Annotated in this window: 18 protein-coding genes and 1 pseudogene; 14 read left to right on the top strand and 5 right to left on the bottom strand. The window is 64.0% G+C overall.

Annotation, left to right across the window (positions count from 1 at the left end; all coding sequences use genetic code 11):
- Nucleotides 1-547: 547 nt before the first annotated feature.
- A pseudogene (locus JQ575_RS33665) lies at nucleotides 548-1,911 on the bottom strand (hypothetical protein).
- 379 nt (nucleotides 1,912-2,290) lie between these two features.
- A complete protein-coding gene (locus JQ575_RS33670) occupies nucleotides 2,291-3,556 on the bottom strand; it encodes an allantoate amidohydrolase (protein WP_212037469.1) in 1,266 nt (421 codons plus the stop codon).
- A gap of 421 nt (nucleotides 3,557-3,977) precedes the next feature.
- Here JQ575_RS33670 and JQ575_RS33675 point away from each other — a divergent pair, with 421 nt between their 5' ends.
- From JQ575_RS33675 to JQ575_RS33720, 10 genes are all read left to right on the top strand, one after another.
- Nucleotides 3,978-5,087: a BMP family ABC transporter substrate-binding protein gene (locus JQ575_RS33675; RefSeq protein ID WP_212037470.1), complete on the top strand. Its 1,110-nt coding sequence runs from the start codon at nucleotides 3,978-3,980 to the stop codon at nucleotides 5,085-5,087.
- Nucleotides 5,084-6,193 (top strand): ABC transporter permease, encoded by a 1,110-nt coding sequence (locus tag JQ575_RS33680; protein ID WP_212037471.1) that lies wholly within the window; start codon nucleotides 5,084-5,086, stop codon nucleotides 6,191-6,193. The genes JQ575_RS33675 and JQ575_RS33680 overlap by 4 nt, the downstream gene beginning before the upstream one ends.
- Nucleotides 6,193-7,119, top strand: a complete 927-nt coding sequence (locus JQ575_RS33685) for an ABC transporter permease (protein WP_212037472.1) — start codon at nucleotides 6,193-6,195, stop codon at nucleotides 7,117-7,119. The genes JQ575_RS33680 and JQ575_RS33685 overlap by 1 nt, the downstream gene beginning before the upstream one ends.
- 13 nt (nucleotides 7,120-7,132) lie before the next feature.
- Nucleotides 7,133-7,816 carry a cysteine hydrolase family protein gene (locus JQ575_RS33690; RefSeq protein WP_212037473.1) on the top strand — a complete coding sequence of 228 codons (684 nt, stop codon included), beginning with the start codon at nucleotides 7,133-7,135 and terminating at the stop codon, nucleotides 7,814-7,816.
- Nucleotides 7,813-9,345, top strand: a complete 1,533-nt coding sequence (locus JQ575_RS33695; protein ID WP_212037474.1) for an ABC transporter ATP-binding protein — start codon at nucleotides 7,813-7,815, stop codon at nucleotides 9,343-9,345. Before JQ575_RS33690 ends, JQ575_RS33695 begins: the two co-directional genes overlap by 4 nt.
- A gap of 9 nt (nucleotides 9,346-9,354) precedes the next feature.
- On the top strand, nucleotides 9,355-9,852 hold the full coding sequence (locus JQ575_RS33700) for a nucleoside deaminase (RefSeq protein ID WP_212037475.1): 498 nt from the start codon (nucleotides 9,355-9,357) through the stop codon (nucleotides 9,850-9,852).
- Nucleotides 9,853-10,071: 219 nt separating this feature from the next.
- Nucleotides 10,072-11,643 (top strand): ABC transporter ATP-binding protein, encoded by a 1,572-nt coding sequence (locus tag JQ575_RS33705; protein WP_212037476.1) that lies wholly within the window; start codon nucleotides 10,072-10,074, stop codon nucleotides 11,641-11,643.
- The gene (locus JQ575_RS33710) at nucleotides 11,627-12,718 is read left to right on the top strand and encodes an ABC transporter permease (RefSeq protein WP_212037477.1); all 1,092 of its coding nucleotides are present in this window, start codon (nucleotides 11,627-11,629) and stop codon (nucleotides 12,716-12,718) included. Before JQ575_RS33705 ends, JQ575_RS33710 begins: the two co-directional genes overlap by 17 nt.
- Complete coding sequence (locus JQ575_RS33715; RefSeq protein WP_212037478.1) at nucleotides 12,705-13,622, top strand: ABC transporter permease; 918 nt, start codon at nucleotides 12,705-12,707, stop codon at nucleotides 13,620-13,622. Before JQ575_RS33710 ends, JQ575_RS33715 begins: the two co-directional genes overlap by 14 nt.
- Nucleotides 13,623-13,698: 76 nt before the next feature.
- Complete coding sequence (locus tag JQ575_RS33720; protein WP_212037479.1) at nucleotides 13,699-14,778, top strand: BMP family ABC transporter substrate-binding protein; 1,080 nt, start codon at nucleotides 13,699-13,701, stop codon at nucleotides 14,776-14,778.
- 214 nt (nucleotides 14,779-14,992) lie between these two features.
- On the opposite strand, the gene JQ575_RS33725 is transcribed toward JQ575_RS33720, so the two are convergent.
- A complete protein-coding gene (locus JQ575_RS33725; RefSeq protein WP_212037480.1) occupies nucleotides 14,993-16,342 on the bottom strand; it encodes an 8-oxoguanine deaminase in 1,350 nt (449 codons plus the stop codon).
- A 124-nt stretch (nucleotides 16,343-16,466) separates the two neighbouring features.
- Between JQ575_RS33725 and JQ575_RS33730 the strand changes: the two genes are divergently transcribed.
- From JQ575_RS33730 to JQ575_RS33740, 3 genes are all read left to right on the top strand, one after another.
- Nucleotides 16,467-17,300 carry an FAD binding domain-containing protein gene (locus tag JQ575_RS33730; protein ID WP_212037481.1) on the top strand — a complete coding sequence of 278 codons (834 nt, stop codon included), beginning with the start codon at nucleotides 16,467-16,469 and terminating at the stop codon, nucleotides 17,298-17,300.
- On the top strand, nucleotides 17,297-20,023 hold the full coding sequence (locus JQ575_RS33735) for a molybdopterin-dependent oxidoreductase (protein ID WP_212037482.1): 2,727 nt from the start codon (nucleotides 17,297-17,299) through the stop codon (nucleotides 20,021-20,023). Before JQ575_RS33730 ends, JQ575_RS33735 begins: the two co-directional genes overlap by 4 nt.
- A gap of 166 nt (nucleotides 20,024-20,189) precedes the next feature.
- On the top strand, nucleotides 20,190-20,462 hold the full coding sequence (locus JQ575_RS33740) for a hypothetical protein (RefSeq protein WP_212037483.1): 273 nt from the start codon (nucleotides 20,190-20,192) through the stop codon (nucleotides 20,460-20,462).
- A 14-nt stretch (nucleotides 20,463-20,476) separates the two neighbouring features.
- Here the strand turns inward: JQ575_RS33740 and JQ575_RS33745 are convergent, their stop codons facing one another.
- Nucleotides 20,477-20,728: a DUF3551 domain-containing protein gene (locus tag JQ575_RS33745; protein ID WP_192734935.1), complete on the bottom strand. Its 252-nt coding sequence runs from the start codon at nucleotides 20,726-20,728 to the stop codon at nucleotides 20,477-20,479.
- 137 nt (nucleotides 20,729-20,865) lie between these two features.
- Nucleotides 20,866-21,708 (bottom strand): factor-independent urate hydroxylase, encoded by an 843-nt coding sequence (gene pucL, locus JQ575_RS33750; protein WP_212037484.1) that lies wholly within the window; start codon nucleotides 21,706-21,708, stop codon nucleotides 20,866-20,868.
- Nucleotides 21,709-21,887: 179 nt separating this feature from the next.
- On the opposite strand from pucL, the gene JQ575_RS33755 reads away from it, so the two are divergent.
- A complete protein-coding gene (locus JQ575_RS33755) occupies nucleotides 21,888-23,291 on the top strand; it encodes a nucleobase:cation symporter-2 family protein (RefSeq protein ID WP_212037485.1) in 1,404 nt (467 codons plus the stop codon).
- Nucleotides 23,292-23,309 lie beyond the last annotated feature (18 nt).

Genomic DNA, 23,309 nt, shown 5'->3' on the forward strand with positions numbered 1-23,309 from the left:
TGCACACGAGCATACAGGGCAGCGGAGAACACCCGGCCTTCCCTGCGCAATGGCTTTACGGCTTATGCCGTGATCTCCCCGGAGACGAGTTCTTGGTTGACTCCGTCGCCGCCGTTCCCGCTTGCGCTTCTCCGACAGCTTGACGCCTGCAACGGGCGCCAGGACCACACGGTTTTGCCGTACGCTTATCCACGCCATCGTCTCAGCGCAAACCAGCGTCCACCGCAACCCGTCCAACGTCCGTGACGACGGCCGACGCCCTCTGAGTGGGACGGGATGGGCAAATATATGCACCTGATTTGCATTCTGGTAAACAGAAATATTTTTTATTTCAAGGCTTGGCATGATTTCTGCAAATCAGAACTGATTTGCCCGTCGGGTTACTTTGTCGCACTCTCTATCCGTCATTCCGGGGCACGCGAAGCGTGAACCCGGAATCCATCGGGCGCCAGCGCATGCGGCCCAATGGATTCCGGGCTCGCGCTACGCGCGCCCCGGAATGACCAAGGAGGCGATGGGTTTCGCTGCGCTCTACCCATCCTACGAGCTAACTCCCGAGCAGCGACGTCCCGAACGCTCGCCGCCAGACTGTCAGGAAGCGTGGAAACCAGGAGTGCGCGACGGCGCTCTGATAGGCCCAGGTGCGGTATTTGAGGCCTTTTTCAGAAATCAGTTCCTGATATCCGCCGTGGGTTTCGGTCACGGTGCGGATGTTGCGCAATATATCGCAGGCATAAGCCCGATAAATCCCGGAGCCGGAACATTCATCGTGCTCAAGCATGCGATCGGCGAATTCGACGTTGAAGGTCGGCCAGGACGAACGGCCCTGATAGGCCGGCGCCGCAATTTTGTGAATGAGCTTGTTCAGCGGATTATCGGCGGACACCAGAAAGTGCGATGTATCCGGGACCCGAAACCGCGGCTCGGCGAGGATGAAGTCGGTCGTGGCCGCGAACAGCGCGCGTTCCTCCGCGTCGTTCAAATCCCAAAAGCCCTGATGCACATTCACGAAATCGAGCGCGATGGAATAAACCGGCGACGGCGCGCGGGAGTCCAGGGAATGACTGATATAGCCGTGCCGGCCGAACAGCAGCAGCAGCTCCTTCTTGTACTGTGACAGCGCGCGTCCAAGCAGCTGCTCCAGCTCGGTTTGCTCGATGATCCCAAGCTTGATACCGCGCAGGAACGTCGCATAGACGCAGGCATTGGTGACGAACCGCCGGCGTTCGGCACGGGTATCGGTCGCCGCAGAACGGGGCGCGCTGACGTCGCACAGCAGCGCCGAAAGCCCGGTGTCATCGAAGCGTTCCAGCGCCCCGGCGAGCTTGAATATCTCCCGCTTCAAATCGGCGCGATACTCCGCGAGCAACAGGCGGCCGGCATGCGCGCCTTGCGACATCGCCAGATACGAAGCCGGCCTTTGCTCGGCGGAGAGCAGTTGCTCCAGGCCAGCAAGGATACCGAGCAGCGTATCCGAGGGGCGCGAAAAATAGTTGATCCCGATGTAGCGGTTGCGCCCGGCAGGCACGATCGTCGTGGTGACGACGCCGGCACGAACGGCTTCCAGCATCAGCCGGACGCTTTTCTCGAGCAGCCGAACCCTGCGGACCGCGTCCTGCGCATCCATGATGGTCTCGGGGTCGAGGACATCAGGATAGAACCAGGCAAAGTCGCGCGGATAATAGGCGGAGGCGTGCGGCGCCCCGGTAACCAGAAAGGCTTCCTTCTCGGCAAACGCCGCATTCATCGAATGCCGGTACAGCTCCTCGATGCCCGCCGACAAATGATATTTTCGAAGGAAACGATCACCGAGAAAATGACGGCCTGAATGCTGTTGGCGACAAAACTCGCCAACATGCCTTGATGAAAGCGGTATCCGCGATGCGATGAAAATGTGATCTGGCTGTTCATGGGCGGAAATGAGAGCAATGTCCGGCGTGTCTGGTATCACGCGTTGGTACTCCAGGCATCATTGATTCGTCTCTCCGCAACAGCGCGGGGAAGTTTGTCATCGAACTGTCATGTAGGTCTGTAGGGTGGGTAGAGCGCAGCGAAACCCACCACGCCAAACACTGACGAAGGCGATGGGTTTCGCTGCGCTCTACCCATCCTACGAGCTCCGTCATTCCGGGGCGATGCGCAGCATCGAGCCCGGAATCCATCGGACGACAGAGCATGCGGCCTGATGGATTCCGGGCTCGCGCTGCGCGCGCCCACAGATGCGCAATTGCGCATCGGGGAATGACGAAAGAAGGCGATGGGTTTCGCTTCGCTCTACCCATCCTACGAATTACTTCGGCCTGAAATTCTCCACCAGCCTCAGCAGCACCCTCGCCCCTGCATCCGCATCGGCCGTCTCGACATGCTCCGCCGGATTATGGCTGATGCCGCCGCGGCAGCGTACGAACAGCATGGCGACGTCTGATATATCGATCATCGCCATGCCGTCATGCCCGGCGCCGCTCGGCAGGTCGAACACGCCAAAACCTTCGGCGGCGACGGCGTCTGCGACCTGCGCCTTGAGCCAGGGCGCGCAGGGCACGGTGCGGTTTTCGTGGGTGACGTCGAGCTGCAGGACGAGATTGCGGCGTTTCGCGATGGCTTCGATGCGGCGCACGATGTCGGCGACGGCCATCTTGCGGTGCGGATCTGACGGCGCGCGGATGTCGAGCGTGAAGGAGACGAGGCCGGGGATCACGTTGGTGGCGCCGGGCATCGCGTCGATATAGCCGACGGTGCCGACGAGACCGGCCGCATCGGTCTTGCAGAATTCCTCCACCATGCAGATGCATTCGGCGGCGCCTGCCAGCGCATCGCGCCGGAACGCCATCGGCACCGTGCCGGCATGGCCGGCCATACCAGTCAGTTTTGCTGCCAGCCGCGTAGCGCCCGCGATCGCGGTGACGACGCCGACCGGCAGATTGTTCTCTTCCAGCACCGGCCCCTGCTCGATGTGCAGCTCGACATAGGCGTGGAGTTCGCGGCGGGTCCGCGCGGCCGCGCCGATATGCTCGGGGTCGAGGCCGAATGTGACCATCGCATCGCGCATCGAGATGCCGGCATGGTCGCGTGAATTGAGTGCGCTCTCCACAAAGGTGCCCGCGACCGCGCGGCTGCCGAGCAGCGTCGAGGCGAAGCGCACGCCCTCCTCGTCGGCAAATCCAACGACTTCGACCGCGAATGGCAGCCGCCGCCCGCGTTTGTTCAGATCGGCGACGCAGGAGATGGCCGTGATCAGGCCGAGCGGGCCGTCCCATTTGCCGGCATCGCGCACGGTGTCGTAATGCGAGCCCAGCATCAGGCACGGCAGGCCCGGCCGGTCGCCTTCGTAGCGGCCGCAGACATTGCCGATGGCGTCGAGATGCGCGGCCATGCCGGCCTCGCGCATCCATGACAGAATGAGATCGGCGGCGATGCGGTGCTCGGGCGAAAGGAAGATCCGCGCCAGATGCTCTGGGGTCTCGGAGATCGCCGCGAGCTGGTTGATCCGGCCGACGATTTCATCGCCAAGCGCTGCTTTGCCCGAGACGCTGCTGGCCACTTCTGTCTTGCTCATGCTTTTCCTGTCCAGCGCCGCGCCGTTTCCAGCGCGGGGCCGATCGATACACATTCAATGCCGACGGTGTCGACGCAAGCCGCGGGCCCCTGACTGGTAGCAGCCTCAATTCGCCTGACCAGCCGGCGAGGCAAGAAATCCGCCGCCAATTCGGCCTGCTGACGGCACTGCGGGATCTAACAATTGCTTAACGACCTTGCATACAATCATGAAATGCCGCCTAAAAATTAGCCATTTCGGCCCTGCACATATTTTACATGCCGAGCAACGCCCGCCAGATAATTCAATCCGCTCATCAGCTTATGCAGGAATGCCCGCCTCACGCGCTCTGGCATGAAGATTGCGACATCGCTCCCCGAGCCCGCCGCATCGGCGCGGCCCACGAAATAGCGGGCGGTCCAACCGCCAGAGGGAGCAGCACATGGAATTTGGCAGGATTTCACGACGGCATCTGTTGCAGGGAGGTGCGGCGCTGACACTCGGCACCGCGCTCGGCGCGGGCGCCGCGCGCGCAGCCGGCACCACCATCGGCTTCGTCTATGTCGGCTCGCGCGACGATTACGGTTACAACCAGGCGCACGCGCAAGGCGCGGCGGCGCTGAAGAAGCTGCCCGGCCTCAAGGTGATCGAGGAAGAAAAGGTGCCTGAGACCGACGCGGTCGAAAAGACCATCGAGTCCATGATCAACCTCGACGGCGCGTCGCTGCTGTTCCCGACCTCGTTCGGCTACTACAACCCGCACGTCATCAAGATGGCGAAGAAGTTTCCAAAACTGCGCTTCGAGCATTGCGGCGGCCTGTGGAGCGATAAAGACCCGACCAACGCCGGCAGCTATTTCGGCTATATCGACGAGGCCCAGTATATTTCCGGCATCGTTGCCGGCTACTCCACCAAGAGCGGCAAACTCGGCTTCGTCGCGGCGAAACCGATCCCGCAGGTGCTGCGCAACATCAACGCCTTCACGCTCGGCGCAAGGCTCGCCAACCCGAAGGCGACCACGCAGGTGATCTTCACCGGCGACTGGTCGATGCCGGTCAAGGAAGCCGAAGCCACCAACAGCCTGATCGACCAGGGCGTCGATGTCCTCACCTGCCACGTCGACGGTCCCAAGACCATGGTCGAGAACGCCGCGCGCCGCGGCGCGATGGTGTGCGGCTATCACGTCAACCAGTCGCCGCTGGCGCCGAAGGCGTATCTCACCGGCGCGGAGTGGAACTGGGAAGCGCTGTATCCGAAATTCGTCAAGATGATCGCGGCCGGAGAGACCATTCCGAACTTCTATCGCGGCGGCCTCAAGGAAGAGATCGTCAAATGCTCGCCCTATGGCGAGGCGGTCTCGGCCGAGGCGCGCAAGCACGCCGACGACATCAAGGCCAAGCTCGTCGCCGGCAACTACACGATCTTCAAGGGCCCGATCATGGACAACAAGGGCAACGCGGTCATTACGTCAGGTACCGATCGCGGCCAGACGGATCCTGAACTCGAGAAGATGAACTATCTGGTGGAAGGCGTGCTCGGAGCCACTTCGTGACAACAGGTTCGGCGGATCCGGTGGAGGCGGTCGGCGTTGCGCCGGCCGCTGATCCCGGCTTCCTCCAACGCTACGGCGCGACCATCGAATATATCCTGATCCCGGGCGCGGCGCTGGTCGGCGCGCTTGCAACCTTCGGGCTATTCGTGGCGCTGTTCGGCAAGAACCCGCTCGATCTCTATTTCTACATGTACCAGGGCGCGTTCGGCACCTGGTTCTCCTGGCAGAACACGCTGACACGTGCCGCGCCGCTGATCCTGACCGCGTTGTGCACGGCGCTGCCGGCGCAACTCGGCATGGTCATTATCGGCGGCGAAGGCGCGCTGCTCATTGGCGCGCTGTCGGCCACTTCAGTCGCGCTGGCGATGCCATGGGCCTCGCCATTGGTGGTGCAGACCGCGATGGTGTGCGCCGGCGTGATCGGCGGCGGTCTCTGGATCACGCTGGCGGGCGCGCTCCGGCAATATCGCGGCGTCAACGAGACCATCTCGAGCCTGCTGCTGGTCTATATCGGGCTTGCGGTGCTCAACCATCTGGTCGAGGGCGCGATGCGCGACCCCGCCAGCCTCAACAAGCCATCGACCCGCGAAATCGGCGCGGCCAACATGATCGGCAGCATTCCCGGCACCGACGTGCATTGGGGGCTGGCGTTCGGCCTGGTCGCGGCGTTCGCGTCCTACATCCTGATCTATCACACCGTGTTCGGCTTCTCGGCGCGGGTGGCCGGCGGCAACATCCGTGCGGCAAAAATCGTCGGCCTCGGCATCAACAAACTGATCCTGATCATCTGCTTTCTCGCCGGCGGCGCCGCCGGGATCGCCGGCATGGTCGAAGTCGCCGCCGTGCAGGGCCGCACCAACGCCAATCTCGCGGCCGGCTACGGATTTACCGGCATCCTCGTTGCCTTCCTGGCGCGGCACAATCCGCTGGCGATCATTCCGGTGGCGATCCTGCTCGGCGGCATCAGCGCCAGCGGCGGGCTGCTGCAGCGCCGGCTCGGATTGCCTGACGCATCCGTATTGGTGCTGCAAGGCATCATCTTCGTGTTCGTGCTGGCGAGCGACGCGCTGTACGGCCGGATCGGCTTCCTGAAAGGAAAATCCTGATGGCGGATGGATCGCTCGGACTCTGGACCGTTCCCTTGGCCGTGTTCGGCGGCGCCATCCGCGTCTCGACGCCGTTTCTGTTCGTGAGTCTTGGCGAATGCATCACCGAGCGTTCGGGGCGCATCAATCTCGGCCTCGAAGGCACGCTGGTGATGGGCGCGATGAGCGCCTACGGCATCTCCTATCTCAGTGGCTCGCCCTGGCTCGGCGTGCTCGCCGCCGGGATCACCGGCGCGATGCTGGGCGCGCTGCATGCGGGCATTTGCTCGCTGCCGCGCGTGAACGACATCGCGGTCGGCATCGCGCTGATGCTGTTCGGGACCGGCCTTGCCTTCTATCTCGGCAAGCCGCTGATCGAACCGACCGCGGCGCGGCTGCCGGCGATCGATTTCGGCTGGTGGAGCGATGTGCCGCAGGTCCGCGCGGCCTTGCGGATCAACGTGCTGTTCCTGATCGGCATCGCGCTGGCGCCGCTGTTATACTGGGCGTTCAAGACCACGCGCTGGGGCTTGCTGATCCGCACCGCCGGCGAAAGCTCCGATGCGGCGCGGGCGATGGGCTATTCGGTGCTGGCGATCCGGCTGCGCGCCACCATGGTCGGCGGCTTCCTGTCCGGGATCGGCGGCTCGTTCCTGTCGCTGTTCTATCCCGGCAGCTGGAACGAGGGCCTCTCCTCCGGCCAGGGCATCACCGCGGTGGCGCTGGTGATCTTCGCGCGCTGGGACCCGATGCTGTGCCTGTGGGCGTCGCTGGCGTTCGGCGGCGCTGCGGCGCTGGGACCGGCGCTGCAATCGGTCGGCGTCACCTCGGGCTATCACCTGTTCAACGCCGCGCCCTACATCCTTACGCTGGCGATCATGATCATCACCTGTTCGCCGAAGCGCACGCTGACCGGCGCGCCGGCCGAATTGTCCATCACCCGATAGACGGGAGCGACCCATGCCCGAGCGCTATATCTCATCCGAACCCTATGCCTGGCCCTACAACGGCGACCTGCGCCCGCAAAACACCGCGCTCGTCATCATCGACATGCAGACCGACTTCTGTGGCGTCGGCGGCTATGTCGACAAGATGGGCTATGACCTCTCGCTGACCCGCGCGCCGATCGAGCCGATCAAGAAACTGCTTGTCGTGATGCGCGCGCAGGGCTTTCACATCATCCACACCCGCGAGGGCCACCGCCCTGATCTCACGGATCTTCCCGCCAACAAGCAGTGGCGCTCGCGGCAGATCGGCGCCGGGATCGGCGATCCCGGCCCGTGCGGCCGCGTGCTGGTGCGCGGCGAGGCCGGCTGGGAGATCATTCCCGACCTCGCGCCGCTGCCCGGCGAGCCCATTATCGACAAGCCCGGCAAGGGATCGTTCTGCGCCACCGATCTCGAACTGATGCTGCGGCTGCGCGGCATCGAGAACCTCGTACTCACAGGCATCACCACCGACGTCTGCGTCCACACCACGATGCGCGAAGCCAACGACCGCGGTTTTGAATGCGTGCTGATCGAGGATTGCTGCGCCGCCACCGACAAGAGCAATCACGACCACGCGCTGAAGATGATCAAGATGCAGGGCGGCGTGTTCGGCGCGGTCGCAACCTCCGGCGCGTTCATCAAGGCCGTGTCATGATCATCGGCGAGACACCGCTTCCCGAAGGCCCGCTCGGCGTCGACGCGGTCGCGGTGACCATGAAGTTTGGCGACTTCCTTGCACTCGACAATGTCGCACTGAAGGTGCAGCCGGGTTCGTTCCACGCGCTGCTCGGCGAGAACGGCGCAGGAAAAAGCACGCTCGTCAAATGCATCATGGGTTACTATCACGCGACCGAGGGCGACATTCTGGTCGGCGGCCGCGAACAGGCGATCGCCAACCCCAAGGACGCGCACGCGCTCGGGCTCGGCATGGTCTACCAGCATTTTACACTGGTGCCGGCGATGACGGTCGCCGAAAATCTGGTGCTGGCGCGCGATGACGTTCCTGCTGTCGTCAACTGGGCCAAGGAAAAACAGGAGCTGGAAGCGTTTCTGGCGCGGATGCCGTTCAAGGTGCCGCTCAACGCCAGGGTATCCGACATTTCCGCCGGCGAGCGGCAGAAATGCGAAATCCTGAAACAGCTTTATCTGAAGCGACGTTTTCTGATCCTGGACGAGCCGACCTCCGTGCTGACACCGGGCGAGGCCGACGAGGTGCTCGGCATGCTGCGCGACATGGTCGTGAACGGCGGCCTGACCATCCTGATGATCACGCATAAATTCCGCGAGGTGATGGCGTTCGCCGACGAGGTGACGATCCTGCGCCGCGGCAAGCTCGCCGGCAACGGCAAGGTCGCCGATCTCACGCCTGATAGCATGGCGCGGATGATGATCGGCGCCGAGGAGCTGACGGTGCAGCCGCCGCGCGTCGGACAATTGGGCGAGGCGCGGCTTGAGCTGAGCAAGCTTTGTGCGATCGACGATGCCGGCGCGGTCGCGGTCGAAAATGTCTCGCTCACCGTCCGCGGCGGCGAGATCGTCGGCATCGCCGGCGTCTCCGGCAACGGCCAGCGGCAACTCGTGGAAGTCCTGGCCGGCCAGCGCGAGGCCGAGAGCGGCGAAATCCGCATCCGCGGCGATCTCTATTCAGCGAGCCGCGAGGAGATGCGGCGTCACAAGATGTCGCTGCTCCCGGAGGAGCCCTTGAAGAACGCCTGCGTCGGCGGCATGAGCGTCGCCGACAATATCGCGTTCCGTGAATTCGACCGCGCGCCGTTCGCCACGCGCGGCTGGTGGCTCAATCGCTCCGCGTTCCGAAAGGATGCCGAGCGCAAGATCGGGCTGTACAAGATCAAGACCCGCTCGCCGGACACCCCGATCGCGGCGCTCTCGGGCGGCAATGTGCAGCGCGCGGTGCTGGCGCGCGAACTCGGCGGCGAGGTCGAGGTGTTGATCGCCGCCAATCCCTGCTTCGGGCTCGATTTTGCCGCGGTCGCCCAGATCCATGCCGAGATCATGGCCGCCCGCAACCGCGGCGCCGCGGTGCTTTTGGTCAGCGAGGACCTCGACGAACTCCTCGAATTGTCGGATCGTCTGGTGGTGATGTTCCACGGACAGTTCGTCCATGAAGCCCGCGCCAGCGAGGCCGATCTCACCGAGATCGGGCGGCATATGGCCGGGCATTGACAGGCATTGATGGCGGATATCGCTGCGCTGACCCAACCGGAGCTCGATGCGCATTTCCTGCGCCTGAGCTTCGACGTCGCCCGCCGCACCATGACCCACGGCAATCATCCCTTCGGCGCCCTGCTCGTCGATGCGAACCGAAACGTGCTGCTCGAGGCCGAGAACGGCTACATGCCGTCCCATGACGGCACGGCGCATGCGGAACGGCTGCTGGCGACCCAGGCCTGCACCACGATCGATGCCAACATCCTGCGCGGCGCCACGCTCTATTCATCGGCCGAGCCCTGCGCAATGTGCGCCGGTGCGATCTACTGGGCCGGGATCGGCCGGCTGGTTTACGGCCTGAGCGAACATCGCTTGCGCGAACTGACCGGCAACCATCCGGAAAATCCGACCCTCGATCTGCCCTGCCGGGAAGTGTTCGGCAGCGGCCAGCGCTCGACCGAAGTGGTCGGCCCACTGCTGGAGGACGAGGCCGCGGCGGTTCATGCCGGGGTGTGGAAGTAATTCTTCAGGCTGTGTCTTCTCTCCGTCATGGCCGGGCTTGTCCCGGCCATCCACGTCTTTGCAACAACTGAAGAAAGCTAGACGTGGATGCCCGGGACAAGCCCGGGCATGACGACGGGTGCTCAAAGAAAATCGCGCCTGCTACTTACGCGCGGGTTTAAACTAGCCCAGTATTGAGGCATCCATTGCTTGGGACTCCTTGGGGACGCGTGACCACGAATGCCGGATTCGACGCCTGCCGTGCAGCACACCGGCGCCACACCGCTGCTCCAGACGGTGGGCCTGACCAAGCGCTATGGCACGCTCCTCGCCAATGACGCTGTCAGCATCGATATCTGGCCGCAGCAGATCCACGCGCTGCTCGGCGAAAACGGCGCGGGCAAATCGACGCTGGTCAAGACCATCTACGGATTGATCCAGCCGAGCGAAGGCGAGATGCGCTGGCAAGGCGAGCAGATGGTTCTGTCCGGACCATCGGACGCCCGCGCGCGCGGCATCGGCATGGTGTTCCAGCATTTCTCGCTGTTCGACAATCTCACCGTTGCGGAAAACGTCGCCCTCGGGCTCGATGGCAAGGAATCCTTCAAGGACATGTCGGCGCGCCTTGAGGAAGTATCCCGTGTCTACGGGCTTCCGCTCAATCCCAAACGCGAGGTCTGGCAATTGTCGGTCGGTGAACGCCAGCGCATCGAGATCGTGCGCGCGCTGATGCAGAACCCGAAATTCCTGATCCTCGACGAGCCGACCGCGGTGCTGACGCCGCAGGAGGCCGATCAGCTCTTCATCGTGCTCGACCGTCTCAAGGCGGAGGGGTGCGCGATCCTCTATATCAGCCACAAGCTGGCAGAGGTGAAACGGCTCTGCGACACCGCGACCATCCTGCGCGACGGCAAGAAGGTATCGACCTGCAACCCCAAAGCGGAGACCGCAGCTTCGCTCGCGCGCATGATGGTCGGCGGCGAGATCAGGCGAGTGAAGGCTGCCGCCGACCGGCAAACGAACGTGGCGAGGCTGGTCGTCAACGACCTCACCCTCGCGCCGGACGATCTCCACGGCGTGCGGCTGCAGCACATCTCGTTCGAACTCAGGGGTGGCGAAATCCTCGGCATCGCCGGCGTGGCCGGTAACGGCCAGGACGAGCTTTTCGCGGCGCTGTCGGGAGAACGGCTGGCGCAGGACCCCGGCGCAGTGGTGATTGACGGGCGTGCCGCCGGGCACCTGTCGATCACGCAACGCCGCAAGCTCGGCGCGGCCTTCGTTCCCGAGGAAAGGCTCGGACACGCCGCCGCGCCACGCATGAGATTGTCAGAGAATGCGCTGCTGACCGGCCATGCGGCCTCCGGCATGGTCCAGCACGGCTTCGTCAACACCGCAGCCATGCTGAAAACCGTCGACCGCACCACCGAGGCCTTCGACGTGCGCAAGGCCAGCCGCGATCCGGAAGCCGCCAGCCTCTCCGGCGGCAATCTGCAGAAATTCATCGTCGGCCGCGAAATCCTGCGTAGTCCTGCCGTGCTGGTTGTCAGCCAGCCCACCTGGGGCGTCGACGCCGGCGCTGGCGCCGTGATCCGCCAGGCCCTGCTCGATCTCGCGGCCTCCGGCGCGGCGGTGCTGGTCACGAGCCAGGATCTCGACGAGCTCACCGAGATCACCGACCGTATCGCGGTGATGTTCCACGGCCATCTGTCGGAGCCGATGGCAACAGTGGATGCGAGCCGCGAGAAGCTCGGCCTGTTGATGGGTGGAAGCACATTGGAGCAGAAGGAAGCGGCGCATGCAGCTGGTGCTTGAAAAGCGCGCCGAGCGGTCGAGCGCGATCGCGCTGATCTCGCCGCTGATCGCGATCGGCCTGACGCTGGCGACCATGAGCATCCTGTTTGCGATGCTCGGCAAGAATCCGATATCGGCGCTCGGCGTCTACTTTATCGCTCCCTTCGTCGACAGCTATTCGCTGCAGGAGATCGCGGTGAAGGCGACTCCCCTGGTGATGATCGCGATCGGCCTGTCCCTGTGCTATCTCGCCAATGCCTGGAACATCGGCGCCGAAGGGCAATTCCTGATCGGCGCCGTCGCCGGCAGCTGGCTCGCTGTAAAGACCCAGGGCACCGACGCCGGCCCCTGGGTATTTCCGGCGATGCTGCTGCTGGGCGCTGTCGGCGGCGCGCTCTATGGCCTGATCCCGGCGATCTGCAAGGTCCGGTTCGGCGCCAGCGAAATCCTCACCAGCCTGATGCTGGTCTATGTCGCCGACCTGCTGCTCGATTATCTGGTGCGCGGTCCGTGGCGCGATCCCAAGGGTTTCAACTTCCCGACCACCGCCGAGTTCGATCCGGTCGCGACCGTGCCTGTGCTGATCGAGGGCGGACGGCTGCACCTTGGCGGCGTCATTGCGCTTGTCGTGGTCGCGGCAGGCGCGGTGCTGCTCGCCAGGACCATCAAGGGTTTTGAAATCCGCGTTGTCGGCGCCGCGCCCCGCGCCGCGCGCTTCGGCGGCTTCAATTCCAACCAGCTGATCCTGCTGGCCTTCGCAATTTCAGGCGCGCTGGCGGGCATGGCCGGGATCATCGAGGTCGCAGGGCCGGTCGGACATCTGCAACCCGGCATCTCGCCCGGTTACGGTTTCACCGCGATCATCGTCGCGTTCCTGGGACGGCTGAACCCGATTGGAATATTATTTGCAGGACTTTTCCTCGCACTCACCTTCATCGGCGGCGAGCAGGCGCAGATCACAATGAAAATCCCGTTGGACGTTACCAAGGTGTTCCAGGGCATTCTGCTGTTCTTCGTGCTCGCCTGCGACTCCCTCATTCTCTACCGGTTCAAACTCGTCTTCGCGTCACCAAAGGTGTCCCGTGGGGCTCATTGAGGCCATCATCCTTGCGGTGCTGGCGGCCTCCACGCCGCTGCTGCTGGCTGCGACCGGCGAACTCGTGACCGAACGCGCCGGCGTGCTCAACCTCGGCGTCGAGGGCATGATGATCGTGGGCGCGGCCTGCGGCTTCGGCGGCGCCTGGCTGTCCGGTTCGGTCATCATCGGCGCGCTGTGCGGCATCGGCGCCGGCGTGCTGATGTCGCTGATCTTCGCGCTGATGACGCTGGGCCTTGCGGTCAACCAGGTCGCAACCGGCCTCGCGCTGACCATTTTGGGCATCGGCCTGTCCGGCCTGATCGGCTCCCGCTTCGTCGGCGAAAAGATTTCGCTGGCGCCGCATCTGCATATTCCCGGCCTCACCGACATCCCGCTGGTCGGGCGCATCCTGTTCGGCGAGGACGCCTTCGTGTACCTCTCGCTCGCGCTCGTGATTGGCGTCTGGTTCTTCCTGTACAGGACCCGGACCGGGCTGATCCTGCGCGCCGCCGGCGACAACCACACGTCAGCGCATGCGCTCGGCTATCCCGTGCTCAGGATCCGGATGTTCGCGGTGATGTTCGGCGGCGCCTGTGCTGGTTTGGCCGGCGCCTATCTGCCGCTCGCCTACACACCGTTTTTCATTCCGGGCATGACGGCCGGGCGCGGATGGATCGCGCTGGCGCTGGTCGTGTTCGCCTCATGGCTGCCGGGGCGCCTCGTGATCGGCGCCTACCTGTTCGGCGCGGTGACGATCCTGCAACTGCACGCCCAAGGCTGGGGCGTCGGCGTCCCCTCGCAATTGATGTCGGCACTGCCGTATCTTGCGACCATCATCGTCCTTGTCCTGATTTCACGTGCACGAACCGGGGGTTCGACCGCGCCTGCAGCGCTCGGGACCGTGTTCGTGCCCGACCGGTAACATGCCCGAAGCGCGCGCGACGGGGCGCTGCGCATCGGGAAGAGTGCGTCCACCCGTCAGCGAAACGGAGAGATCCATGAAAAAGATTCTGATCGCGGCAACCGCAGCGGTACTCGCCACCGGCGCAGGCCTCCTCGGTGCTTCCGCCGCCGACAAACTCAAGATCGGATTCATCTATCTCGGCCCGGTCGGCGATCTCGGCTGGACCTATCAGCATGACCTCGGCCGCCTCGAGATGGTCAAGGAATTCGGCGACAAGGTCGAAACCACGTTCCTGGAGAACGTCAGCGAAGGCCCGGACTCCGAACGCTCGATCGAGCAGCTGGCGCGCGCCGGCAACAAGCTGATCTTCACCACCTCGTTCGGCTACATGGAGCCGACGCTGAAGGTCGCAAAGAAATATCCTAACGTGCATTTCGAGCACGCCACCGGCTACAAGCGCGACAAGAACATGTCGACCTATTCAGGGCGGTTCTACGAGGGCCGCTACATCCAGGGCATCATCGCCGCCAAGATGTCGAAATCGGGCGTGCTCGGCTATATCGCTTCGTTCCCGATTCCCGAAGTGATCTCCGGCATCAACGCCACCATGCTCGGCGCGCAGACCATCAATCCCAACATCAAGGTCAAGATCATCTGGGCCAACACCTGGTTCGATCCCGGCAAGGAAGCCGACGCCGCCAAGGCGTTGATCGACCAGGGCGCCGACATCATCATGCAGCACACGGACAGCCCCGCCGCGATGCAGGTCGCCGCCGAGCGCGGCAAGCTGGCGTTCGGCCAGGATTCCGAAATGATCAAGTTCGGCCCGAAGGCGCAGCTCACCTCGACCATGAACAATTGGGGCCCCTACTACATCCAGCGCGTCAAGGCCGAGCTTGACGGCACCTGGAAGTCGGAAGATTTCTGGGGCGGCCTCAAGTCGAAACTGGTCGTGATGGCCCCCTACACCAACATGCCCGACGACGTGAAGAAACTGGCAATGGACACCGAAGCCGCCATCATCGAAGGCAGACTGCAGCCGTTCAAGTGCCCGATCGTCGGCCAGGACGGCAAGGAAGTCGAATGCAAGGGCGGGACGCATCTCGACGACGGTCAGGTGCTCGGCATGAATTTTTACGTGAAGGGCATCGACGAGAAGATTCCGGGGAAGTGAGGGGTGGTCTCGGTTCACCTCTCCCCGCTCTTTGCGGGGAGAGGTCGGATCGCCCTTGCGATCCGGGTGAGGGGCGAGGCACACGCTCGCAATTTTGACGGCCTCACGAAGACAGCACTCGCAAGACAACTCTCATCTGACCTGGGGATAGAGCCCCTCACCCCAACCCTCTCCCCGCAAGCGCGGGGCGAGGGAGCGCACCTAGCGCACCACCCTACCCCGCCTGCATCGCACGCGCCGCCGCGCTGTGGCGGCGGATCAGGTCCGGTACGTCGAGGCCGGGGATCGCGCCATCGGTCACTACCCACTTGCCACCGACCATGACGCGATCGGCACGGTGCGCGCCGCACAGCACCAGCGCGGCGAGCGGATCGCCGTGGCCGGAGAATCGCAGCTCGTCGAGCTTGAACAGCGCGAGATCGGCCGCCTTGCCGACTGCGATCTCGCCGAGTTCGGGGCGGCCGACGCAAGCCGCCGAGCCCCTGGTGGCCCAGCGCAGCGCGTCCTTGTGGCTGACGCGGCCGACGCCGTAGCGCGCCCGTTGCAAGAGAAACGCGGCGCGTACTTCCTGCATCAGGTTGGACTCGTCGTTCGACGCCGAGCCATCGACGCCGAGGCCGATCGAAACCCCCGCCTCCTCCATCTCGCAGACCGGGCAGCAGCCGGAGGCAAGCGTCTGGTTACTGCAGGCGCAATGCGTAATCGCGGTCCTGGCCTTGCCCAGCCGCTGCATTTCCGTAGCGTTGAAGTGGATGCCGTGCGCCAGCCAGGTCCGCGAATTGAGCCAGCCGCATTGTTCGAGATAATCCAGTGGCCGGCAGCCATGCATCTGCTCGCAGAACCTGTTCTCGTCTTCCGTCTCCGCCAGATGCGTGTGCAGGCGAACGTCGAGTTTATCCGCAAGCGTGGCGGTCGCACGCATCAGCGAGGTCGTCACCGAAAACGGCGAACACGGCGCCAGCGCGATCTGCACCATCGCGTCCTCGCCGCGCTGGTGGTGTTTTGCCACCACGCGCGCGCTGTCGGCCAAGATCGTGTCCTCGTCCTGCACCACGCTGTCGGGCGGCAGGCCGCCGTCCTTTTGCGAGCGGTCCATCGAGCCGCGGGTCAGCAGCACGCGAATGCCGAGGCGCTGCGCGGCGGCGACCTCGATATCGATGGCATCCTCGAGGCCTGCCGGAAACACGTAGTGATGATCTGTCGTGGTGGTGCAGCCGGACAGCAGCAATTCCGACATCGCCACGGTGACGCCGAGATGCAGCGATTCCGGCGTCAGCCGCGCCCAGACCGGATAGAGCGCCTGCAACCACGGGAACAGCTCGCGATCGAGGGCGGCCGGCAGCGCCCGGGTCAGGGTCTGGTAGAAGTGATGATGGGTGTTGATCAGCCCGGGCAGCACGACATGGACGCCGGCATCATAGACGGCGGTATCTGATGTCGCGGGTTCCCGGCCGCGCGGCACCAGTTCGACGATCTTGCTGCCGCGAACCACAACGCCGCGCTCGGCGCCGTCGGCGAAAATAGAAAGCGGATCCTTGATCCATATCGCCTGCGTTTGGTCCATGATCCCACCTGATTTGCGGACGCACTTAGGAATGCAAGACCATCCCAACGGCATTGGCAATTGGCGCTGGTCTTGCAACACTTCATAATCGGAGATGCATCACCTTGAAAGCGTTAGCGTATCCATGGACCTGAACACCATCCGCGCCGTTGCACGTCCGACCACGCGGGATGAATTGCCCGTTTGGACGGCAGACGACACCTGGCTTGCCGGCGGGACCTGGCTGTTCTCGGAACCGCAAACCCATCTGACCCGGCTGATCGACCTCACCGATCTGAAATGGCCGGCGCTCACCGTCAGCGAAACCGGCTTGTCGGTTGCCGCGACCTGCACGGTGGCGCAACTCGATGCGCTTGCCTGCCCGCCGGAATGGACCGCCTCGCCGCTGGTCAACCAATGCTGCCGTGCGTTCCTGGCTTCCTTCAAGATCTGGAAGACCGCGACGGTGGGCGGCAACATCTGCATGTCGCTGCCGGCGGGGCCGATGATCTCGCTGACCGCGGCGCTCGACGGCATCTGTACGATCTGGCAGGCCGGCGGCGGCGAACGGCAAATTCCGGTGGCGGATTTCGTCACCGGTGACCAGCGTAACGTGCTGGCGCCCGGTGATCTCCTGCGGCAGATCGATATTCCCCTTGCGGCGCTGAAGCGACGCTCCGCGTTCCGTCAGATCTCGCTGACGCCGGTCGGCCGTTCGGCAGCGCTCTTGATCGGAAGTGTGAGCAGCGACGGCGGATTGGCGCTGACGGTCACCGCGTCTACCGCGCGGCCCGTTCAGTTTTCCTTTGCGGGTATTCCAGCAGCAAAGGACCTGCGCGACGCGATCCTGCAGCGTATCCCCGACGGCCTTTATCACACCGACGTCCACGGCAAGCCGATGTGGCGCAAGGCGATGACGCTGCGGCTGGCCGAAGAAATCCGCGGCGAATTGCAGGCGGTGCCAAGAGTGACGCCATGAGCATCGAGATCAATGGCAAATCATTCTCGCAATCCCCGCAGCCCGGACAATGCCTGCGCACTTTCCTGCGCGAGCTCGGGCATTTCGGCGTCAAGAAGGGTTGCGACGCCGGCGACTGCGGCGCCTGCACCGTGCTGCTCGACGGCGAGCCGGTGCATAGCTGCCTGATCCCGGCGTTCCGCGCCGCCGGTCACGCCATCACCACGATCGAAGGCCTTGCGCCTGACGACGGCATTCATCCGATGCAACAGGCGTTTCTCGATGCGCAGGGGTTTCAATGCGGCTTCTGCACGTCAGGCATGATCCTGACCTGCGCATCGCTGAACCAGGCGCAGCGGCAGGACCTCGGCGCGTCGCTGAAGGGCAATATCTGCCGCTGCACCGGCTATCGCTCGATCGAGGATGCACTTGATGGCAAGATCAACATCGAGGACGCCGACGCCGGCACCGCGTTCGGCCGCAGCCTGCCCGTGCCCGCCGGCCCTCAGGTGGTGCGCGGCGCGGAACGCTATACGTTCGATGTCGCGCCGGAGGACCTGCTGCATATCAAGATGCTGCGCTCGCCGCATCCGCACGCCAGAATCATTGCTATCGACAAGACTGCGGCGCTCGACGTCCCCGGCGTGCATGCTGTGCTGACGTCAGAAGACGCGCCGGATCGCCTGTTCTCGACGGCGCGCCACGAATGGGACTGGATGGACCCTGATGACACCAAGGTGCTCGACACCGTTGTCCGCTTCATCGGCCAGAAGGTCGCCGCCGTGATCGCCGACACCGAAGCCGCCGCCGAGGAAGGCTGCCGGCGGCTCAAGGTCGAATATGAAATCCTGCCTGACGTGATCGATCCCGCCGCCGCGATTGCGCCTGGCGCGCCCGTGCTTCACGGCGACAAGACATCCGAAAATCGCGTCGCCAACGCCGCGCGCAATATCGTGGCCGAAATCCATGGCGAATTTGGCGATGTCGCAGCCGCGCTGGCGCAGGCCGCCGTTACCTATGAGGGTAACTTCACAACGCAGCGGGTCCAGCACGCCGCGCTGGAAACCCATGGCGGCCTCGCCTGGGTCGACGCCGACGGAATTTTGAACGTCCGCTCCAGCACGCAGGTGCCGTTCCTGACCCGGCGCACGCTGGCGGACCTGTTTGAATTGCCGCCCGACAAGGTGCGGGTGTTCTGTGAGCGCGTCGGCGGCGGTTTCGGCGGCAAGCAGGAAATGTTCGTCGAGGACATTTTGGCGCTGGCGGCGCTGAAGACCGGCCGCGCGGTCAAGTTCGAACTGACCCGGGAAGAACAGTTCATCGCGACCTCGACGCGGCATCCGATGCGCGTCACGGTGAAAGCCGGCGCCGACAAAAGCGGAAAACTCACGGCGCTGCAGCTCGATGTGCTCTCCAACACCGGGGCCTATGGCAACCACGCCGGGCCGGTGCTGTTTCATTCGGTCGGCGAATCCCTCGGCGTCTACAATTGCCCGAACAAGAAAGTCGACGGCATCGCCGCCTATACCAACACCGTGCCGTCGGGCGCGTTTCGCGGCTATGGCCTGCCGCAAACCCTGATCGCGGTGGAAGCCGCGATCGACGAACTGGCAAAGCAGCTCGGCATCAGCCCGTTCGAGATGCGCCGTCGCAATGTGGTGAAGTCAGGCGATCCCATGCGTTCGCCGCCGGAATCCAAGTATCACGACGTGCTCTACGGCAGTTACGGCCTCGACCAGTGCCTCGACCTGGTCGAGGGCGCGATGGCCGCGGATGCGCCGAAGCCCGAACTGTCCGCGGACTGGCTCACCGGCGAGGGCATCGCGCTGACCATGATCGACACCGTGCCGCCGGCCGGGCATTTCGCCGATTGCAGCATCTCGTTGCGCGGCGACGGCGGCTTCGACCTCACGGTCGGCACCGCGGAATTCGGCAACGGCACCAGCACCGTGCATCGCCAGATCGCCGCATCCGCGCTCGCGACCACCGTCGATCGCATTTCCTTGCGCCAGTCCGACACCGCGCATGGCGGCCACGACACCGGCGCCTATGGCAGCGCCGGCATCTTTGTCGCTGGCAATGCAACGCTGGCGGCAGCGGAGGCGCTGGCGGATCAGTTGAAACAATTCACGGCGTCGATGCTGGGCGAAAACCCTGATGCCTGCGCGCTGGACAACCACGCCGCGGTCTGCGCCGGACGCCGCACGCCCTACGCCGTCCTCGCCGCTTCAGCGCAATCGCTCGGCAAGGTGCTGAGCGCCAGCGGCAATTCATCAGGCACGCCGCGCTCGATCGCTTTCAACGTGCAGGGCTTTCGCGTCGCGGTGAACAAATTCACCGGCGAACTCAAGATCCTGAAAAGCGTGCAGGCCGCCGACGCCGGCCGCGTCGCCAATCCCTTGCAGTGCCGCGGCCAGATCGAAGGCGGCGTCGCGCAATCGCTGGGCGCTGCGCTCTATGAGGAGATGGTCATCGACGAACGCGGCCGCGTCATCAATCCCAAGTTCCGCGACTATCATCTGCCGTCATTCGCCGACGTCCCCCGCACTGACGTGCTGTTCGCCGACACGTCGGACACGCTGGGGCCGATGGGCGCCAAATCGATGAGCGAGAGCCCGTACAACCCGGTCGCCGCCGCGCTCGGCAACGCCATCGCCGATGCCACCGGCATCCGCTTCACGGCGACGCCGTTCAAACCGGACCGGCTGTGGCCGGCGTTGCATGAGAAGTTTGGGTCCGGGTGAAGGGGCACCTGTCATGCCCGTGGTCATTCGCGGAATAGTGATCCGGCGGCAGCACGCTTTTTCTCGGCAATGCCTAGATGGCCGTTAGCACAACCCGGAGAGCGCGCCCAAAGGCGGCACGCGCCGCCGCAACCTATTGCGTAAAAAGCAATAATGGAGAATGACCATGACTGGGCTCAAGTCGCTCGTCGCGAGCGTGCTGGCCTCGGCAATACTGGCAACACCCTTGCTGGCGCAGGAGCCGGCAGCTTATGCGGCACAGAATCCGGATCGGGATGTGCTGAATGGCGGCGTGCTCACGCCTGCAGGCAGGCTGGCGCGGGAGCAACCTGGTGATGCCGCTGCGGCGCTCTATGCGATAAACAGGGCCAACGCGGGATTGGGAGGCGCCGCGCCTTCAGCCGGCGTCCAAGGCCATCGTCGCCGCCCGTCGCGGTGAACGACGGCATGAAATCAGTACGCGCGGCGAGACCCGCGGGGCATTTGCGCATTCGCATAATATGGATTGGTGAGGCACTGGGCAGAGAGGCCCGAGGCCGTCGCGGCGCACTGCGCCATCGAGGTAAAGCGGCAATCGATGTCGCTTCCTCCCCAGCGGTAGTTCTGGATGCAGACCGGATAATTGCCGCCAAAAGTCTGGGCCGGAGCCGGCGCAGACGTCAAAACGGTGACGGCCGTCAATATCATCAAAGCCGGAATGCGCATCGGGACCTCCATCGGGATTGACGTCACAGCATGAATCCACCGAACCAGACAGGCCATACTGCCGGCAGTCAATTCACATTCACGCGCGGGTCCGCCCGAGAAACCGACGTTGCTGGGGTCAGCAATTGCATGCGGAACTATCCCCGACCCACCGTGCACTCGATCTGGCCGTGCGCCTCGTCGGTCGGAAGGAATACGTCGTTGTTGTTATCGAGCCCGAATGCCGACAGGTTCATCGGGATGAAGTGCATGTTCGGGCAGGCCATGCTGATTTCGGAAATCTCCGGCACCGCTGCCAGCGCCGCCTCGCCCATCCGGTAGAGGCTGTCCTGCACGCTCTTGCTGTAGGTCATCGAGAACACTTCGAGCACGGTGTCGAGGACTTTCCTGTTGGTCGCGGGATAGCTCAAAGGCTTGCCCGACCATTTCCACGACGCCACCATGCTGGTCGCGCACAGCCGGTCGGCGGTCGGCGGGATCGTGGTGTAGGCGTCCTTGACGTAATTCTCCCAGCCCGACTGCGTCGACTTCAGGAAGGCAAAGCCGTCGATGCCTGACGACATCGTGGTGACACCGCCGCGGACGGACGATAATTCCACGGTAGGCTTGCCGTTGCTGTCGAGCACGAAACTATGCGGATGCGGCTTGCCGTCGAAACTGAGCCGGCTCCATTTGGTCTCGTGCACGGTCAGCGCGACGGAGGCGATCTGCGGATAGGTGTCGAGATATTTCGCCGCCAGCACCTGGCAAAATTCCTCGGTGCACAGGCCGGTATTTTCACGCGCGATGACGTTGACGATATTCTTGATGGTGTCGGTCGATACCGAACTCGAATTGTCGCCATGGGTGTAGGTGCGGGCAAAGTCACCCTCGATCATCGCTTTGACGTTGAGCTGGCTGACCTCGTGACGGTCGGCGTCGCGATGGATGCGCATCACGCGGACGCGGCCCTTCCCGTATCTGTTCCTGATCAGCGGCACGTGGAAGCCTCCAGTTCAGCCAGCAATCTTGCGGGACGATGGGCGCCCGATATGATCCAATATTGAGCAACGTTCGTGCCATTGGGCAAGCGCCTGGAGTGGCTTCCGGGGGCAAGCTTTGGCACGGCCTTGTAACGGTTTCGCATGGGCCGGCGTGCCCGCGCCAGGGGGAGCCAATCATGACCACGACCACTGAAATCCATCCGGTCGACCAGACGCTGCCGGCGCCGCGGTTGCTGGCGCTTGGCCTGCAGCACGTGCTTGTCATGTATGCCGGCGCGGTCGCGGTACCCTTGATCATCGGCCGGGCGCTGAAACTGCCGCCGGAAGACGTCGCGTTCCTGATCTCGGCCGATCTGTTCGCCTGCGGGCTGGCGACCCTGGTGCAATGTATCGGCTTTCCCGGGGTCGGTATCCGGCTGCCCGTGATGATGGGGGTCACGTTCGCCTCCGTTGGCCCGATGCTGTCAATGGCCGCGGCGCCCGATATCGGCCTGCTCGGCATCTACGGCTCGGTCATCGCTGCCGGAATCTTCGGCATCATTGCCGCCCCCTTCATCAGCCGGCTGTTGCCGCTGTTTCCGCCCGTGGTCACCGGAACCATCATCCTGGTGATCGGCATCTCGCTGATGCGGGTCGGGATCAACTGGGCCGGCGGCGGCCTGCCGACCCTGACCAAGGTGATCGACGGCGTCCCCGGCGCTTTCCCCAATCCCAATTATGGCCAGCTTCCAGGGCTTGGCATCGCGCTGTTCGTGCTGCTGGTCATTCTCGCCTTGATCAAATGGGGCGCCGGTTTCGTCGCCAATGTCGCCGTGCTGCTCGGCATCGTCGCGGGGGCGGCGCTCGCCAGCGCGCTTGGCATGATGCATTTCGAAAAGGTCACGGCGGCGCAATGGGGCGCGCTCGTGATCCCGTTCCGCTTCGGCATGCCGACATTCCATTTGGTGCCTGTTATCACCATGTGCATCGTGATGATCGTTGTCATGATCGAATCGCTCGGCATGTTCCTGGCGCTCGGCGAGATCACCGGCAAGAAGGTCGATCGCGACGCACTGACCCGCGGCCTGCGCGCCGACGGCGTCGGCACCTTCCTCGGCGGCATCTTCAACACGTTCCCTTACACATCCTTTTCGCAGAATGTCGGCCTCGTCAGCGTCACCGGCGTGCGCTCGCGCTGGGTCACGATAACAGGCGGCGCCATCATGCTGCTGCTTGGTCTGCTGCCGAAGATGGCCGCATTGGTCGAAGCGGTGCCGCTGGTCGTGCTCGGCGGCGCCGGGCTCGTGATGTTCGGCATGGTGGCCGCGACCGGCGCGCGGATTCTGGCGACGGTCGATTTCAAGAACAACCAGTTCAACCTGTTCGTGGTCGCGATCTCCGTCGGCTTCGGCATGATCCCGCTGGTGGCGCCGAATTTCTTCAAGAACCTGCCGCACGGCCTTCATCCGCTTCTGGAGTCCGGCATCTTGCTGTGCGCGCTGGTCGCGGTGGTGCTGAATGCGTTCTTCAATGGCTTCGGCGGCAAAGGGGCTGCGGAAGCGGATGCCGCGGCCACGGCGTCATCGGCGCAGCATGTGTGAGGACTGATGTAGGATGGG

Source organism: Bradyrhizobium sp. JYMT SZCCT0428, from assembly GCF_018131075.1.
In the GTDB taxonomy this organism is placed as follows: Bacteria; Pseudomonadota; Alphaproteobacteria; order Rhizobiales; family Xanthobacteraceae; genus Bradyrhizobium.

Coding starts and splice junctions, on each gene's coding strand:
- JQ575_RS33670 (WP_212037469.1), bottom strand. CDS start 3,556: ATGAGCAAGACAGAAGTGGCCAGCAGCGTCTCGGGCAAAGCAGCGCTT.
- JQ575_RS33675 (WP_212037470.1), top strand. CDS start 3,978: ATGGAATTTGGCAGGATTTCACGACGGCATCTGTTGCAGGGAGGTGCG.
- JQ575_RS33685 (WP_212037472.1), top strand. CDS start 6,193: ATGGCGGATGGATCGCTCGGACTCTGGACCGTTCCCTTGGCCGTGTTC.
- JQ575_RS33690 (WP_212037473.1), top strand. CDS start 7,133: ATGCCCGAGCGCTATATCTCATCCGAACCCTATGCCTGGCCCTACAAC.
- JQ575_RS33695 (WP_212037474.1), top strand. CDS start 7,813: ATGATCATCGGCGAGACACCGCTTCCCGAAGGCCCGCTCGGCGTCGAC.
- JQ575_RS33700 (WP_212037475.1), top strand. CDS start 9,355: ATGGCGGATATCGCTGCGCTGACCCAACCGGAGCTCGATGCGCATTTC.
- JQ575_RS33705 (WP_212037476.1), top strand. CDS start 10,072: ATGCCGGATTCGACGCCTGCCGTGCAGCACACCGGCGCCACACCGCTG.
- JQ575_RS33710 (WP_212037477.1), top strand. CDS start 11,627: ATGCAGCTGGTGCTTGAAAAGCGCGCCGAGCGGTCGAGCGCGATCGCG.
- JQ575_RS33720 (WP_212037479.1), top strand. CDS start 13,699: ATGAAAAAGATTCTGATCGCGGCAACCGCAGCGGTACTCGCCACCGGC.
- JQ575_RS33725 (WP_212037480.1), bottom strand. CDS start 16,342: ATGGACCAAACGCAGGCGATATGGATCAAGGATCCGCTTTCTATTTTC.
- JQ575_RS33730 (WP_212037481.1), top strand. CDS start 16,467: ATGGACCTGAACACCATCCGCGCCGTTGCACGTCCGACCACGCGGGAT.
- JQ575_RS33735 (WP_212037482.1), top strand. CDS start 17,297: ATGAGCATCGAGATCAATGGCAAATCATTCTCGCAATCCCCGCAGCCC.
- JQ575_RS33740 (WP_212037483.1), top strand. CDS start 20,190: ATGACTGGGCTCAAGTCGCTCGTCGCGAGCGTGCTGGCCTCGGCAATA.
- JQ575_RS33745 (WP_192734935.1), bottom strand. CDS start 20,728: ATGCGCATTCCGGCTTTGATGATATTGACGGCCGTCACCGTTTTGACG.
- JQ575_RS33755 (WP_212037485.1), top strand. CDS start 21,888: ATGACCACGACCACTGAAATCCATCCGGTCGACCAGACGCTGCCGGCG.